The sequence below is a fragment of the Flavobacterium nitratireducens genome, from assembly GCF_029625335.1.
Lineage (GTDB): Bacteria > Bacteroidota > Bacteroidia > Flavobacteriales > Flavobacteriaceae > Flavobacterium > Flavobacterium nitratireducens.
On the sequence record NZ_CP121111.1, the window covers coordinates 1780546 to 1795338 of the forward strand.

The window sequence follows — 14793 nt, forward strand, 5'->3', positions numbered from 1 at the left end:
AAGTACAATAATCAACTAAATTTACTTGAAAATTAAAACACTTTTAACTGTTAAAATGTTAAATCCCTAAACACTTATGGCAAAAAAACATACGATTGCTCTATTTCATGTCATTTGGATCACACTTTTAGGATTATCCACCTCTTCCTTATCCGCTCAAAACCAAAACTCTAATTTTGAATCAGGCCCTAATTTTTGGGAAAAAGTACAATTTGGAGGTGGCTTAGGATTGAGTTTTGGCAATCGATATACTGATATTTCTATTGCACCAAGTGCCATTTACAATGTTAACGACTATTTCGCTGTAGGTTTAGGTGCTCAATATACCTATGTTAAAGTGAAAGATTCTCATGATTCCAACTTATATGGCGGAAGCCTTATCACCTTATTCAACCCTTTACCTGAAATCCAACTTTCGGCCGAATTAGAACAATTAAGAGTTAATGTTAACGGCATTGGCAACAATAATTTTAGCAGCAACTTTTGGAATACCGGATTATTTTTAGGTACTGGTTACCGAAATGGCAACGTAACAATTGGCGTTAGATACAATGTTTTACACGATGAAAACAAAAGCGCTTATAGTGATGCTTTTATGCCTTTTGTGAGGTTTTATTTTTAGACTGCAATATAAAACGCTAATCATCCGAAATAATACGTTAGATTCAACTGTGAATTCAGGGAATCAATTGCAAAATGGAATATTTAAAGACAGAGAACAAGACAATATTCATATTCCAATTAACAACATAGGTTCCGGAATATATGCGGTAAAAATCAAAACTTCGAAAAGAAAAAGAAGTGCAAAAATTATTGCAAATCAGAAAAAAACAAAACCTATTTCCCAAGGAAACATTAACTTAAACCTGTTTTTATTATTAATTTTTTATATTTTTATATTTGAATTATAATTTTCGGAATGATTCCAAAAATATAATCAAACATTAAAAATTTTAATTCAAATATAAAAATGAAAAAAATAATTACCCTAGTAGCAATCGCTTTATTTACAATTTGCTCTAACGCACAACAAACAAAACCTGTAGCAAAAGAAAGCGAAAAAACAAAAGAAACAGCAAAATGCAAAATGGAAGATCATAAAAAATGCTCGAAAGAGGATATGGCAAAATGCAAAAAAAATGGCAAAAAATGTTGAGCTAAACTAAGAATAACTTACTCTTTTATAGATTCAAAAAAATGCCTCGATATTTCGAGGCATTTTTTTGAATCTATAAAATAACAATATCATTGCCAATCATTTTGTAGCTTTATATTATCATTAATTTAATTTGTGTTTTTTTAGTCTGGATTTGGTGATTGTTTTGGGATAACAAGGAGGTCGTTTGTAAAACTATATCTTTTGTCACATTAAATATCTAACTCTTTTCGGGTAATGGTTAAAAGAAAGGGTTGTTTATAGAGAAACACTTTTGCACGTAATTGTTTATACAAAATTATTCTTAAAACTACACAAATAACAAATAAGACCTGTAAATTATTATTTATCAGCACATTTATAATTAATACTTATTCCTGAACCAGACTTTTTGCCATTCTCTTTTCAGGATTAAAAAAGCGACATCTTCAGCAAGAACCACTAAATCAGAACCGTCTAGTTTTTTAACCTCATCTTCCGAAACATCAATAACATAAAGTAAATTCAGATATTCAGCGAACTTGTACTGAATCAGTCGGTAGATTTTCTCATGCAACTGAATCTTTAATTCATTAGGAGAAATACTCATAGGAAAATCGACACCTTCATTAGCCAGATTAAAATCTTTATTTAATTGTTCGATTAATTTAAGATACAGCTTTTCTTTTTCTGCTTCACTAAGCAATAAATCGGAATTTTTTGGGGCTATGAACATCATTACATTTATTTATTATTCTTAAAATTCCTTTCAATTGATTTAATTATACCTTGCGTCCCATCAACCCTTCTCCAAAGACTCTTAGAATATTTTTCTTTTCAGAATTTATATCCATTTTTTCCAAAGTTTCGAATGCTTTAAAAGTATATGCTTCAATAGCTTTTTGTGTTGCTTTTGCCGCACCTGAATTTAGAAAGATCTCTTTTACCTGCGCAATTTTAGCTTCATTTTCCTCCATTTGAACCGAAAACAAATCAGCCAGTTCCTGTTTATCAACTCCATTAGCAAACTCCATCCCTTTCAGATACAAATAAGTCTTTTTGTTCTCTATAATATCACCGCCAACTTGTTTACCGAAAGTTTCCGGATCTCCAAAAGCATCCAAATAATCATCTTGTAACTGAAATGCTATTCCCAGATTCAAACCAAAATCGTAAATCAAGTTTGCATTTTCCTCTGAAGTTTCCGCAATAATTGCCCCCATTTTCATAGCCGCAGCTACAAGAACAGCAGTTTTATATTCGATCATTTTTAAATACTCAGGAATAGTCACATCATTTCTGGATTCAAAATCCACATCCCATTGCTGACCTTCACATACCTCTAAAGCTGTCTTACTAAACAACTTAGCCAAATCCCTAAAAATAACGGGCTCGAATTTTTCAAAATACTGATACGCCAAAATCAGCATCGCATCGCCGGACAAAATTCCTGTATTGATATCCCACTTTTCATGCACTGTTGTATTTCCTCTTCGCAAAGGCGCATCGTCCATAATATCATCATGAACTAAAGAAAAATTATGAAAAACCTCTACCGCTAAAGCAGCGGGTAAAGCTTTCTCATAAGAAACATCAAAGATTTCTGCACTCATCAAAGTTAAAACCGGACGAATTCTTTTCCCTCCAAGACCCAATATATAATGTATAGGTTCGTATAAATTTTTCGGTTCTTTTATCACTAACTGTGATTGAAGATATTCGGCTACAAATTCCTGATACTGACTTACGGCGTGCATAAACTTAATTTTGGGCTAATTTACAGCATTCCCATTGGATAACAAACTTCGTTTATCAATGAAATGTTAAATTATCATAAAAACAACAGAAACTATTTTGGTGTTAAAAGTTTCCGCTCTATATTTGCAAAAAATTTTAACAATTAAATTCGCTAGTCCTAAAAAGCTAAAACAAAAACCATTAAATACTGCAAAAGAAGAAAGTATGAAAACAAAATGGAAAATTAATTCGAAGCAATCCGATGTTTTAATTAGAATGAAACACTCAATAATTGCCTATTTAGGAGGAACAATCAACAATTTTCAAGGTCATGCCAATTTTAATAACAATGAAATCGAAGATGCCACTATCGCTTTTTCACTGGACGTAAAAAACAGAGAATCAAAACTGGAACAATTTAGCAACTATTTAAAACTAAATGATTTTTTTGACGTAAACCAATACCCAACAATTAGTTTTAAATCGACTTCTTTTCAAAAAATTAACAAGAACATCAATTTTTTAAAAGGAGACTTAACTATAAAAAACATAACTAAATCAGTTGAACTAGATGTGGAAGTTATAGAAAGAGAATATATAAATGGGGAGCAAAAACTTGCGGTTGAACTCACTGCCGACATTAATAGAAAAGATTTTGGACTAGCCTATAATTCATTCAACAGCAACAACGGACTTAGTATAGGTCAAGATATAAAACTAGTAGCTAATGTAGAATTTAGTATTTAAGAAAAGTTCCCTAAATTAGATTTAAAATAAAATGAAAGACAAAATTATTGCTAAAGCGAGTGATATGTTTTTAAAACTTGGTTTTAAAAGCATTACTATGGACGATATAGCAGGAGAAATGTGTATTTCTAAAAAAACAATTTACAAATATTTTTGCAACAAAGAAGTTTTAATACAAGAAAGCACCGCTCTTGTTCACAAACAAGTGCATAAATTAATAGAATCTGTTGTTGCAGAAAAATACAATGCAATACATGAAAACTTCAAAATTAAAGAAATGTTCAAAGAACTATTTAACAGCAACACCGATAGTTCTCCTATATATCAATTAAAAAAACATTATCCTGAGATCTATCAAAGAGTATTAGAACAAGAAATAAATCAATGTGAACACTGGTTTAGAGAAAATATAAAAAAAGGAATCGCTGAAGGTTTATACAGAGAAAACCTTGACATTGAAACTTATGTAAAATTTTATTACATATTAATTTTCCATATTAACGAAAACACTAGTTCAGAAATCGAAGCGCAACGAATTGAATTAGAAGCTTTAGAATACCACACCCGAGCTATGGCTACAAAAGCAGGAATTATAGAACTAGAAAAAAACTTACTTAATACAACTAAATAATGAAGCAATTACTAATATTAACACTTTTGTCTTTTGTAACTATTACAAATGCCCAAGAAAAAACTACGCTGACACTCAAAGATGCGATTAAATACGCACTTGAAAACAAAGCAGATGCAAAGAAAGCACAATTAAAAGTGGAAAACAGTGAATATCAAATTCAGGAAGTGCGTTCCAGAGCTTTACCACAAATTTCTGCCAATGGGAACCTAACTTACAATCCTATCCTTCAAACTACGGTTATTGATGGTTCTGCATTTAACGCACCAGGGACTACAATACAAGCAGCTTTTGGGCAAAAATGGACATCATCTGCTGGAGTTTCATTAACTCAAAACTTATTTGACCAATCTGTTTTTACTGGATTGAAAGCAGCCAGAACGACTCGTGAATTTTACCAAATCAACAATCAATTAACAGAAGAAGAAGTAATTGAAAGATTAGCAAACAATTACTATCAAGTATATATCCTTCGTGAAAAATTAGCTTTGGTTGAAACAAATTTAAAAACAACTACTAAAGTTCGTGATATTGTAAAAGGAAAATACGATAATGGACTGGCTAAAAAAATTGATTTGGACAGAATGACTGTAAATGTATCGAACATTAACACTCAGAAACAACAAATTATCAATGCAGTACAATTACAAGAAAATGCGTTGAAATTTTATATGGGAATGCCTATGAATACTGAAATTATTATTCCGAAAACCCAGTTTGAAGTTACTCCTCTAGCCATTACAGAAGCAAATACAGCTAATCGTACTGAATATTTATTACTAAAAAAACAAGAAGAATTATTGGTATTACAAAAAAAGGCAACTCTAGCCGCTTACTACCCTACACTATCGCTTTCGGCTAGTTACAATTACTTGGGGCAAGGCCCTAAAATGCCTTGGTTTACCAATCCTTCTGATGGTGTTTATTGGTCTGATTTCTCAGCAATTGGATTAAATTTAAGAGTACCTATCTTTTCAGGATTTGGTACCAAAGCTAAAGTAAAACAGGCTGATGTTCAACTTAGAACCGTACAAGAAGACATTAAAGACACCCAATTAGCATTGGATTTAGATTATAAAAATGCTATAACACAAATCGAAAATAGCATCATCACGCTTGAAAACCAAAAAGAAAACATGCGACTTGCGGATGAAATTTTAAAGAACATCAACAACAACTATTTACAAGGATTAGCATCATTAACCGACTTATTAGATGCAGAAAACGCATCAATAGAAGCACAAAATAACTATACAGCAGCCGTTTTAGACTATAAACTGGCAGAAATCAAACTAATTAAATCAAAAGGCGAACTAAAAACATTAATAAACAACTAACATGAAAAGAATTATAACTACTTCAGTCATTATTATTGCATCACTGGCACTAATAGGATTTATATTGACAAAGAACAAAAAGGAAAACGAGGAAAAAATTGCTATTGTTGCTGAGAAAAACGCCAGTGTTTCTGTAAAAGTAGCTACTGTAAAAACAGAAGAAGTATCTTTAGATTTTGTAGCCAATGGAAACTTTGAACCAAAACAAGAATTAAGCTTAGAAGCTGAAAACTCAGGAAAAGTAATCAAAGTACTTGTAAAAGAAGGCGATCGTGTTGCTGTTGGTCAAACCTTAGCCATTATGAGAGGTGACGCAATTAATGTAAATGCACAAGCTGCAGCAGCAGTATATCAAAATGCTAAATCAGATTACAACCGTTTTGAAAGTGCATACAAAACAGGAGGTGTTACTAAACAACAACTAGATCAAGCAAAAGTTGCTTTGACAAATGCTGAAGCTAATTATAAACAAGCAAAAATTAGCGTAGGCGATACTCGAATCAAAGCGCCAATAAATGGAATTATTAACGCCAAATTCATAGAACCAGGATCAATGCTTGCTGCAATGCCTGCTACTAAAATGTTCGAAATAGTAAATGTAAAGACATTAAAACTTACAGTAACAGTAAATGAAAGTCAGGTAGCCAACTTAAAAACAGGTACGAATATAACCGTAACCAGCAGTGTGTACCCTGACAAAACATTTTCTGGTAAAATTACTTTTATCGCTGCAAAAGCGGATAGCAGTTTAAATTTCCCTGTTGAAATCGAAATCACTAACAACGCTAATAATGATTTAAAAGCGGGTATGTATGGAACAGCTGTATTTAAATCAGCTCAACAAAAACAAACCATGACAGTAATACCTAGAACAGCTTTTGTAGGTAGTGTAAGTAGTAATCAAGTTTTTGTTGCCGAAAACGGAATTGCTAAACTAAAAACTGTTACTGCAGGAAGAATTTTAGGGGACAAAGTTGAAATCCTAAGCGGTTTATCCGATGGAGATACGGTTATTACAACGGGACAAATCAACTTACAAGACGGTAATACAATAGAAATCATTAAATAAGTTATTCGTTAAGAGTTATATGTTAGAAGTTAGTGGTAATTGTTAAAAAATTGAAATCGCATTTTAACTCCTTAAACAATTTTCAACAACATCGTTAATAAAATAATGCTATGTTATAAAATCTAATAGATATCAGTCACACTTAACGCTTAACACTTAACTTTTAACTCATAACAGCCTTCTTAAAATTAAAATATGAAATTAGCAGAAATATCCATAAAACGTCCTTCCTTAGTTATCGTTTTGTTTACGATACTAACCCTTGGAGGTCTGTTCAGTTACAGCCAGCTGGGCTATGAACTGATCCCTAAATTCGAAATGAATGTAATTACGGTTTCTACTGTATACCCAGGAGCCTCTCCTAGTGAAATTGAGAACACGGTTACAAAAAAAATAGAAGATGCAGTTGCATCCTTAGAAAACATCAAAAAAATTGATTCTAAATCCTATGAGAGTCTTTCGGTTGTATCCATAACATTGACTTCGAATGCCAATGCAGATATTTCGATGAATGATGCACAACGAAAAATTAACGCCATATTGAGTGATTTACCAGATGACGCCAAAACACCGTCACTAAACAAATTCTCATTGAGCGATATGCCAATCATTACTATTGGTGCCAATGGTAAAATGGACGAAGCCGCATTTTATGACTTAATTGACAAAAAAATTGCTCCCGTTTTATCTCGTGTACCGGGAGTTGCACAAGTAAACATCATTGGTGGACAAGAACGTGAAATTCAAGTTAACCTTGACGCTACTAAATTGCAAGGCTATGGTTTGTCTGTCCCACAAGTGCAACAAATGATTTTAGCATCAAACCTTGATTTCCCTACAGGAAATATTCAAACTCGTGAACAAAAAATCCTTATCCGTTTAGCTGGTAAATACAAAAATGTTGACGAACTTAGAAATTTAGTAATCTCTTCTAAAAACGGAATTCAAATCCGCTTACAAGACATTGCTGATGTTCAAGATACCCAAAAAATTGCAGAGAAAATTGCTCGTGTAGATCAAAAAAGTGCCATCGTATTACAAATAGTAAAACAATCAGATGCTAATGCCGTTGCTGTAAGTGAACAAGTGGCTAAAACGGTTAGCAATCTGGAAAAAGATTACAAGGTTGTACAACTTGAACTAGAAACAGCTAAAGACAGTACTATTTTTACCCTTGAAGCAGCTGATTCGGTTATTCATGATTTATTGATTGCTGTCATATTAGTAGCATTAGTAATGTTGTTCTTCTTGCACAGTATTAGAAACTCATTAATTGTAATGGTTTCTATTCCTGCTTCATTAATTGCAACTTTCATTGGTATTTACTTAATGGGTTACACTTTAAACTTAATGAGTTTACTTGGTTTATCACTCGTTGTAGGTATTCTGGTGGATGATGCCATTGTGGTATTAGAAAATATTTACAGGCACATGGAAATGGGTAAAAGTCGTATTCGTGCCGCCTTTGATGGAACAGCAGAAATTGGCGGAACAGTAACCTCAATTACCTTAGTAATTGTGGTGGTATTTTTACCAATTGCCATGAGTAGCGGTTTAGTTTCTAATATTATTACTCAATTTTGTACTACGGTAGTAATTTCGACCTTATTATCACTTTTGGCTTCATTTACTATTATTCCATGGTTGTCTTCAAGATTTGGAAAATTAGAACATATTGAAGGTAAAAATCTATTTGGAAGAATTATTCTTGGTTTCGAAAGTTTATTAACTCGTTTCACTAACTGGGTTACTGAAATTTTAGAATGGTCTTTAAATCATTATATCAAAACTATCGTTATTGTAGTAATCTTATTCTTTGCTTCTACAATAGGATTATTAGGTGGAGGCTTTATAGGTGGAGAATTCTTTGCTGCTTCGGATAGTGGTGAGTTTTTAGTGCAAATTGAAATGCCAAAAGACGCTTCATTGGAACAAACCAACTTCATGACGCAAAAAGCAGAAGCCTATTTGAAAAAACAAAAATATGTACATAGCCAAATTACCACTGTAGGTCAAACTTCAGAAGGTATGGGAGCTTCGCAGGCAACCACATATAAAGCTGAAATTGATGTTAAAATGATTGAGCAATCAGAACGCACCGATGAAGCTTCTGTATATGCAGCCAAAATGAAACGTCAATTAGAAAAAGTATTGGTTGGTGCCAAAGTAAAAACAGTACCTGTAGGTATTATGGGTTCGGCAGAAGATGCTACTTTAGGATTAATTGTTACCGGTCCTAATGTAGAAAGTGCCATGAAATTTGCCAAATTAGCCGAAGCTGAATTACGTAAAATTCCTGGAACTACCGAGATTAAACTAACCGTTGAAGACGGAAATCCTGAAATCAATGTTCAGGTGGATCGTGATAAAATGGCGGCATTAGGCTTGAACTTACAAACAGTTGGTATGACCATGCAAACAGCTTACAGCGGGAATACAGATGGTAAATTTAGAGCTGGTGAATACGAATACGATATTAACATTAAATACAATGCTTTTGATAGAAAAAACATTACTGATGTAAGCAACTTAATTTTTATTAATGATTTAGGACAACAAATTAAATTATCTCAATTTGCAACTATAACCGAAGGTTCTGGACCTAGTAAATTAGAACGAAGAGACAAAACGGCTTCAGTAACTGTACAAGGTCAAAACATCGGGGTTCCAGCTGGAACTATTGTAACCCAATGGGAGGAAAAACTGCAAAAATTAGAAAAACCTACTGGTGTAAGTTACATTTGGGGAGGTGATCAAGAAAATCAATCCGAAGGATTTGGTACACTTGGAATTGCATTATTAGCGGCTATTATCTTAGTGTACTTAGTTATGGTAGGATTATACGACAGTTTCGTACATCCATTTGTGGTATTGTTTGCTATTCCACTTTCGTTTATTGGAGCTATGTTAGCCTTAGCATTAACGAATAATTCATTAAATATCTTTACCATTTTAGGTATTATTATGTTGATTGGTTTGGTTTGTAAAAATGCGATTATGCTTGTGGATTATACGAATCAACGTCGTGCAGCAGGCGAAAGTATTCGTACTGCTTTGATTCAGGCAAACCACGCTCGTTTGCGTCCTATCCTGATGACAACTATTGCGATGGTATTTGGTATGCTTCCTATTGCTTTGGCTTCTGGAGCTGGTGCCGAATGGAAAAATGGTTTGGCCTGGGTAATCATCGGAGGTTTGATTTCTTCTTTATTCCTTACTTTAATTATCGTTCCGGTGATTTATGAAATCATGGAAAAAATCATAGCTAAATTCTCTAAAGGTGAAAAAATCGATTACGAAGCCGAAATGGTTGCCGACTATGTTCATAGAGAACTAAGTGAAGACGGTTTCAACCCGAAACACAACATGTAATCTTACCCCCTTTTCAATAAAAGAACCCACCTGAAATTTGATTTTAGGTGGGTTCTTGTTTTTATAGGAATAGATTTACTGCATTAGCAGTAAAAAGTTTCAGCTATTTTTTGTAGATGTCTTATGGATTATCCTTTCAGCAATCACTTTGTATGCTGCTTATAAATTGAAAACTAAACTAAAAAATTAGTTCCATAAAAAAGGCTTCGCTAAAATTCCAGCGAAGCCTTTTTCGTAATTAACTATTGTAGATTTAATTCATATTATTGACAATTGCGTCTTTTTTCCAGTTTTTTACTGATGCAATTCGGTTATCGGAATAATCCACTTCACTTAAAGTAGCAAATCCTTTATCATTGTTATCTGTCCAGAAAAACCATTTTCCAACTTTTTTTCCATTTTTATATTCGGCGATAGCGGTTTTATTTCCATTTTCGTCATAAGAAACCCAAGTTCCTTCTAATTTGCCTTTCACAAAATAACCTTCTTGTTGCACTTGACCATTGTCATAAAAATAAGTAGCTTTTACTTTTTTTCCAAAAGGTTCTAAAACTGGTTTTGCATCTTGAGCGAAAATAACTCCTGTAAATAAAACGGCTGCAATAATTATATATTTTTTCATGATGTAAAAATTTAAATGATTTATTTTTATCAAATTTACATCTTAATTTACATTTAAAAAACATTTTGGTAACAATTTAGTAACATTAGATAAAAACTTAACATTGGAAATTAAAAAAGCCAATAAATTCAATGCATTAAAAAATTGATTTTCTCAATTCAATGTACATAATTAGTTCTAAATTTGCAGCCAAGTCATTTTTAAGGCTTATAACCAAATAATTAAATTTTTTCAATAATGTACAGAAGTCATAACTGTGGCGAGTTAAACGCCTCACACATAAACACCGAAGTAACACTTGCGGGTTGGGTTCAAAAATCACGAGATAAAGGATTCATGAATTGGGTGGATTTAAGAGACCGTTATGGAATAACACAATTAATATTTGACGAAAGTCGTACAGAAAAAACCGTATTCGAATTAGCAAAAACGCTGGGAAGAGAATTTGTAATTCAGGTAAAAGGAACGGTAATTGAGCGCGAGGCTAAAAACAAAAACATACCAACAGGAGAAATTGAAATTTTAGTTTCTGAATTAAACATTCTTAATTCGGCATTAACACCACCATTTACAATTGAAGATGAAACAGACGGTGGCGAAGACATCCGAATGAAATACCGTTACCTTGACATTAGAAGAAATCCGGTAAAAAACAGTTTGCTATTCCGTCATAAAGTAGCAATGGAAGTTCGTAAATATTTATCTGATTTGGATTTCTGCGAAGTGGAAACTCCTTATTTAATCAAATCGACTCCTGAAGGAGCAAGAGATTTCGTTGTGCCAAGTCGTATGAACGAAGGACAATTCTATGCCTTACCACAATCGCCACAAACTTTCAAGCAATTATTGATGGTAGGTGGAATGGACAAATATTTCCAAATTGTGAAATGTTTCCGTGATGAGGATTTGCGTGCCGATCGTCAGCCTGAATTCACTCAGATTGACTGTGAAATGGCATTTGTAGAGCAAGAAGACATCCTAAATATTTTTGAAGGATTGACCCGTCATTTATTAAAAGAATTAAAAGGAGTTGAAGTTGATAAATTCCCTCGTATGACTTATGAGCATGCGATGAAAACCTACGGAAATGACAAACCAGACATCCGTTTCGGGATGGAATTTGGAGAACTAAACGAATTTGCGCAACATAAGGAATTCCCTGTATTCAATGCAGCCGAATTAGTAGTAGGTATTGCAGTGCCTGGAGCTGGAAATTATACACGTAAAGAAATCGATGCTTTAATCGAATGGGTAAAACGTCCACAAGTAGGAGCTTCGGGAATGGTTTATGTAAAATGTAATGAAGACGGAACTTACAAATCATCTGTAGATAAATTCTACGACCAAGACGATTTAGCTAACTGGGCTAAAACAACAGGAGCAAAAGCCGGCGATATGATTTTTGTACTTTCAGGACCTGCTAACAAAACTAGAGCGCAATTAAGTGCTTTGCGTATGGAATTAGCAACCCGTTTAGGATTGCGTAATCCGGAAGTTTTTGCGCCGCTTTGGGTTGTGGATTTCCCATTATTAGAATTTGATGAAGAAAGCGGTCGTTATCATGCCATGCACCACCCTTTCACCTCTCCAAAACCAGAAGACATTGCGTTGTTAGAAACTAAACCAGGGGAAGTTCGCGCCAATGCTTACGATATGGTATTGAACGGAAACGAAATTGGAGGTGGTTCTATTCGTATTCACGATAAGGCTACACAACAATTAATGTTTAAATATTTAGGATTTTCAGAAGAGGAAGCTAAAGCGCAATTTGGATTCTTGATGGACGCTTTCCAATTTGGAGCACCACCCCACGGAGGTTTAGCCTTTGGATTAGATCGATTGGTTGCCATTTTAGGAGGTCAGGAAACCATTAGAGATTTTATTGCTTTCCCTAAAAACAACTCAGGTAGAGACGTCATGATTGATGCTCCATCGGCTATTGATACTACGCAATTAGAGGAATTACATATCAAAATAAATTTATAATAAAAGCCTTCTTAAAATGTTTGAAAACACTGAATATCAATTATTTTATTAAAAATATTGCTATTAATCATTTTCGTATGATATTAAACATTACATTTGTCTTATTATAAATTATTATTACTATTACAATGCGTACAGGTACAGTTAAATTTTTCAATGAATCAAAAGGTTACGGATTCATTACAGACGAAGAAACAGGAAAAGACATTTTTGTTCATGCTTCAGGAATCAGCGCGGAAGAATTACGCGAAGGAGACAGAGTGAGCTACGAAGAAGAAGAAGGAAGAAAAGGAAAGGTTGCTGCTAAAGTTGCAGTAATCTAAACAAAATAGCTTTTTGTTACGAATGACCAAAAGGTTCCGATAGTATCGGAACCTTTTTTTTGGTACAAATCTTAAAAATTTTAGATTATTTAAAGAAATTCAAAATTTACTTATTTATAATCATTAAAAACTACAAAAAAAACCTTTAAAATCAATGTGTAATTTTGGTTTTAAACTTGTGTTTTATAACATTGAAGTATATCTTTGTCACTTATTTTAGCACAAAATTTATTTCTATGCAATCAGAACAATTTAACTACCTACCAATTCTCATGCAAGCCTTACTTGCAATAGGTTTCGTAGTAGGTACCATCCTAATTTCAGGTAAGCTAGGACCTAGAAGAAAATCGGCTTCAAAAGATAAAAACTTCGAATGTGGAATTGAATCTGTGGGAAATGCCCGTATTCCATTTTCTGTAAAATATTTCTTGGTTGCTATTTTATTCGTTTTGTTTGATGTCGAGGTAATATTTCTATATCCTTGGGCCATTAACTTCAAAGAATTAGGAATCGAAGGAATGCTAAAAATGATTGTTTTCATGGCTTTACTTTTGGTTGGATTTTTCTATATCATCAAAAAGAAAGCTTTAGAATGGGACTAATAAAAGATCTCAGATTTTAGATTTTTAAATAGAAACTATAATCTAAAACTAGAAATCTTAAAAGATAAAAGATTTAAAAAAATTGATTTTAAATTTAAGTTATGAATTTATAACTCATAACGCATAACATTTATAAAATGAGTAATTCAAAAATAAATATGGTTGCCCCTCCAGAAGGTGTTGTAGGTGAAGGATTCTTTGCTACAAAACTTAATGATGTTGTAGGTTTGGCACGTGCCAATTCACTTTGGCCATTACCTTTTGCTACTTCTTGTTGTGGAATTGAATTTATGGCCACTATGGCTTCTCATTACGACTTAGCGCGTTTTGGTTCTGAGCGTGTAAGTTTCTCTCCTCGTCAAGCGGATATGTTGATGGTTATGGGAACTATTTCCAAAAAAATGGCGCCAATCTTGCGCCAAGTTTACGAGCAAATGTCTGAACCAAGATGGGTAATTGCTGTAGGAGCTTGTGCTTCTTCAGGAGGAATATTCGATACTTATTCTGTACTACAAGGAATTGACAAAGTTATCCCTGTGGATGTATATGTTCCAGGTTGCCCACCAAGACCAGAACAAATTGTTGATGGTGTAATGAAATTACAAGAACTTGTAAAATCAGAATCAGTAAGAAGAAGAAGTTCACCTGAGTATCAAGAATTATTAGCTTCTTATAATATCAAATAAAATGGCATTAGAAAATACAGCTATCCAAGATAAATTAGTAGAAACATTCGCAGCTGATGTTTTTAATTTCCAACAGGAAAGAGATATTTTTTCGTTTGAAATTAATGCAAAAAACAACACTGCAATCATTTTATTCTTAAAAAACGATCCTGAATTACGTTTTCATTTCCTAACAGATTTATGCGGAATTCATTATCCTGATAACCCAGCTGATAAACAATTTGCCGTTGTTTATCACATGCACAATTGGTACGAAAACAAACGTATTCGAATCAAAACTTTCCTTAACGGAGAAAATCCTGAAATCAAAACCGTTTCTAATATATTCTTGACTTCCAATTGGATGGAAAGAGAAACATACGATTTCTTCGGCATCAACTTTATTAGTCATCCACAATTAAAACGTATTTTGAATATGGATGAAATGATTTCTTTCCCTATGCGTAAAGAATTCCCAATGGAAGATGGTGGAAGAACTGATAAAGACGACCGTTTCTTCGGAAGAACAGTAGACAATTGCTAAAAAAACAATATATAATTTTTCAC

Annotated in this window: 15 protein-coding genes; 12 read left to right on the plus strand and 3 right to left on the minus strand. The window is 33.2% G+C overall.

Annotated features, from left to right (window positions below):
• The first annotated feature begins 76 nt into the window (after positions 1–76).
• Together P5P90_RS08480 and P5P90_RS08485 are read left to right on the plus strand one after the other, a co-directional pair.
• On the plus strand, positions 77–622 hold the full coding sequence (locus tag P5P90_RS08480; RefSeq protein ID WP_278034300.1) for a hypothetical protein: 546 nt from the start codon (positions 77–79) through the stop codon (positions 620–622).
• 348 nt (positions 623–970) lie between these two features.
• Positions 971–1156 (plus strand): hypothetical protein, encoded by a 186-nt coding sequence (locus tag P5P90_RS08485; RefSeq protein WP_278034301.1) that lies wholly within the window; start codon positions 971–973, stop codon positions 1154–1156.
• Between the two features lie 364 nt (positions 1157–1520).
• Here the strand turns inward: P5P90_RS08485 and P5P90_RS08490 are convergent, their stop codons facing one another.
• Positions 1521–1871: a hypothetical protein gene (locus tag P5P90_RS08490; RefSeq protein ID WP_278036498.1), complete on the minus strand. Its 351-nt coding sequence runs from the start codon at positions 1869–1871 to the stop codon at positions 1521–1523.
• A gap of 46 nt (positions 1872–1917) precedes the next feature.
• Positions 1918–2892, minus strand: coding sequence for a polyprenyl synthetase family protein (locus P5P90_RS08495; protein WP_278034302.1), 975 nt, complete (start codon positions 2890–2892; stop codon positions 1918–1920).
• A gap of 205 nt (positions 2893–3097) precedes the next feature.
• Between P5P90_RS08495 and P5P90_RS08500 the strand changes: the two genes are divergently transcribed.
• The 5 genes from P5P90_RS08500 to P5P90_RS08520 all read left to right on the plus strand — a co-directional run bounded on the left by P5P90_RS08500 (position 3098) and on the right by P5P90_RS08520 (position 10028).
• A complete protein-coding gene (locus P5P90_RS08500; protein WP_278034303.1) occupies positions 3098–3619 on the plus strand; it encodes a YceI family protein in 522 nt (173 codons plus the stop codon).
• A gap of 31 nt (positions 3620–3650) precedes the next feature.
• On the plus strand, positions 3651–4250 hold the full coding sequence (locus P5P90_RS08505; RefSeq protein ID WP_278034304.1) for a TetR/AcrR family transcriptional regulator: 600 nt from the start codon (positions 3651–3653) through the stop codon (positions 4248–4250).
• A complete protein-coding gene (locus tag P5P90_RS08510; RefSeq protein WP_278034305.1) occupies positions 4250–5587 on the plus strand; it encodes a TolC family protein in 1338 nt (445 codons plus the stop codon). Before P5P90_RS08505 ends, P5P90_RS08510 begins: the two co-directional genes overlap by 1 nt.
• 1 nt (position 5588) lies before the next feature.
• A complete protein-coding gene (locus P5P90_RS08515; protein ID WP_278034306.1) occupies positions 5589–6656 on the plus strand; it encodes an efflux RND transporter periplasmic adaptor subunit in 1068 nt (355 codons plus the stop codon).
• A gap of 195 nt (positions 6657–6851) precedes the next feature.
• Positions 6852–10028, plus strand: coding sequence for an efflux RND transporter permease subunit (locus P5P90_RS08520; RefSeq protein ID WP_278034307.1), 3177 nt, complete (start codon positions 6852–6854; stop codon positions 10026–10028).
• 253 nt (positions 10029–10281) lie between these two features.
• Here the strand turns inward: P5P90_RS08520 and P5P90_RS08525 are convergent, their stop codons facing one another.
• On the minus strand, positions 10282–10650 hold the full coding sequence (locus tag P5P90_RS08525) for a toxin-antitoxin system YwqK family antitoxin (RefSeq protein WP_278034308.1): 369 nt from the start codon (positions 10648–10650) through the stop codon (positions 10282–10284).
• 237 nt (positions 10651–10887) lie between these two features.
• Between P5P90_RS08525 and aspS the strand changes: the two genes are divergently transcribed.
• The 5 genes from aspS (at position 10888) to P5P90_RS08550 (ending at position 14770) form a co-directional block, all read left to right on the plus strand.
• Positions 10888–12636 (plus strand): aspartate--tRNA ligase, encoded by a 1749-nt coding sequence (gene aspS, locus P5P90_RS08530; protein ID WP_278034309.1) that lies wholly within the window; start codon positions 10888–10890, stop codon positions 12634–12636.
• A 128-nt stretch (positions 12637–12764) separates the two neighbouring features.
• Positions 12765–12959 (plus strand): cold-shock protein, encoded by a 195-nt coding sequence (locus P5P90_RS08535; protein ID WP_035634121.1) that lies wholly within the window; start codon positions 12765–12767, stop codon positions 12957–12959.
• 236 nt (positions 12960–13195) lie between these two features.
• A complete protein-coding gene (locus P5P90_RS08540; RefSeq protein WP_278034310.1) occupies positions 13196–13561 on the plus strand; it encodes an NADH-quinone oxidoreductase subunit A in 366 nt (121 codons plus the stop codon).
• Between the two features lie 137 nt (positions 13562–13698).
• Complete coding sequence (locus P5P90_RS08545) at positions 13699–14247, plus strand: NADH-quinone oxidoreductase subunit B (RefSeq protein WP_278034311.1); 549 nt, start codon at positions 13699–13701, stop codon at positions 14245–14247.
• A 1-nt stretch (position 14248) separates the two neighbouring features.
• A complete protein-coding gene (locus P5P90_RS08550; protein WP_278034312.1) occupies positions 14249–14770 on the plus strand; it encodes an NADH-quinone oxidoreductase subunit C in 522 nt (173 codons plus the stop codon).
• Positions 14771–14793: the final 23 nt, after the last annotated feature.

What these genes read in the sequence shown, in the direction of transcription:
- P5P90_RS08480 (WP_278034300.1), top strand. Translation starts at nt 77, where the DNA reads ATGGCAAAAAAACATACGATTGCTCTATTTCATGTCATTTGGATCACA.
- P5P90_RS08485 (WP_278034301.1), top strand. Translation starts at nt 971, where the DNA reads ATGAAAAAAATAATTACCCTAGTAGCAATCGCTTTATTTACAATTTGC.
- P5P90_RS08490 (WP_278036498.1), bottom strand. Translation starts at nt 1,871, where the DNA reads ATGTTCATAGCCCCAAAAAATTCCGATTTATTGCTTAGTGAAGCAGAA.
- P5P90_RS08495 (WP_278034302.1), bottom strand. Translation starts at nt 2,892, where the DNA reads ATGCACGCCGTAAGTCAGTATCAGGAATTTGTAGCCGAATATCTTCAA.
- P5P90_RS08500 (WP_278034303.1), top strand. Translation starts at nt 3,098, where the DNA reads ATGAAAACAAAATGGAAAATTAATTCGAAGCAATCCGATGTTTTAATT.
- P5P90_RS08505 (WP_278034304.1), top strand. Translation starts at nt 3,651, where the DNA reads ATGAAAGACAAAATTATTGCTAAAGCGAGTGATATGTTTTTAAAACTT.
- P5P90_RS08510 (WP_278034305.1), top strand. Translation starts at nt 4,250, where the DNA reads ATGAAGCAATTACTAATATTAACACTTTTGTCTTTTGTAACTATTACA.
- P5P90_RS08515 (WP_278034306.1), top strand. Translation starts at nt 5,589, where the DNA reads ATGAAAAGAATTATAACTACTTCAGTCATTATTATTGCATCACTGGCA.
- P5P90_RS08520 (WP_278034307.1), top strand. Translation starts at nt 6,852, where the DNA reads ATGAAATTAGCAGAAATATCCATAAAACGTCCTTCCTTAGTTATCGTT.
- P5P90_RS08525 (WP_278034308.1), bottom strand. Translation starts at nt 10,650, where the DNA reads ATGAAAAAATATATAATTATTGCAGCCGTTTTATTTACAGGAGTTATT.
- aspS (WP_278034309.1), top strand. Translation starts at nt 10,888, where the DNA reads ATGTACAGAAGTCATAACTGTGGCGAGTTAAACGCCTCACACATAAAC.
- P5P90_RS08535 (WP_035634121.1), top strand. Translation starts at nt 12,765, where the DNA reads ATGCGTACAGGTACAGTTAAATTTTTCAATGAATCAAAAGGTTACGGA.
- P5P90_RS08540 (WP_278034310.1), top strand. Translation starts at nt 13,196, where the DNA reads ATGCAATCAGAACAATTTAACTACCTACCAATTCTCATGCAAGCCTTA.
- P5P90_RS08545 (WP_278034311.1), top strand. Translation starts at nt 13,699, where the DNA reads ATGAGTAATTCAAAAATAAATATGGTTGCCCCTCCAGAAGGTGTTGTA.
- P5P90_RS08550 (WP_278034312.1), top strand. Translation starts at nt 14,249, where the DNA reads ATGGCATTAGAAAATACAGCTATCCAAGATAAATTAGTAGAAACATTC.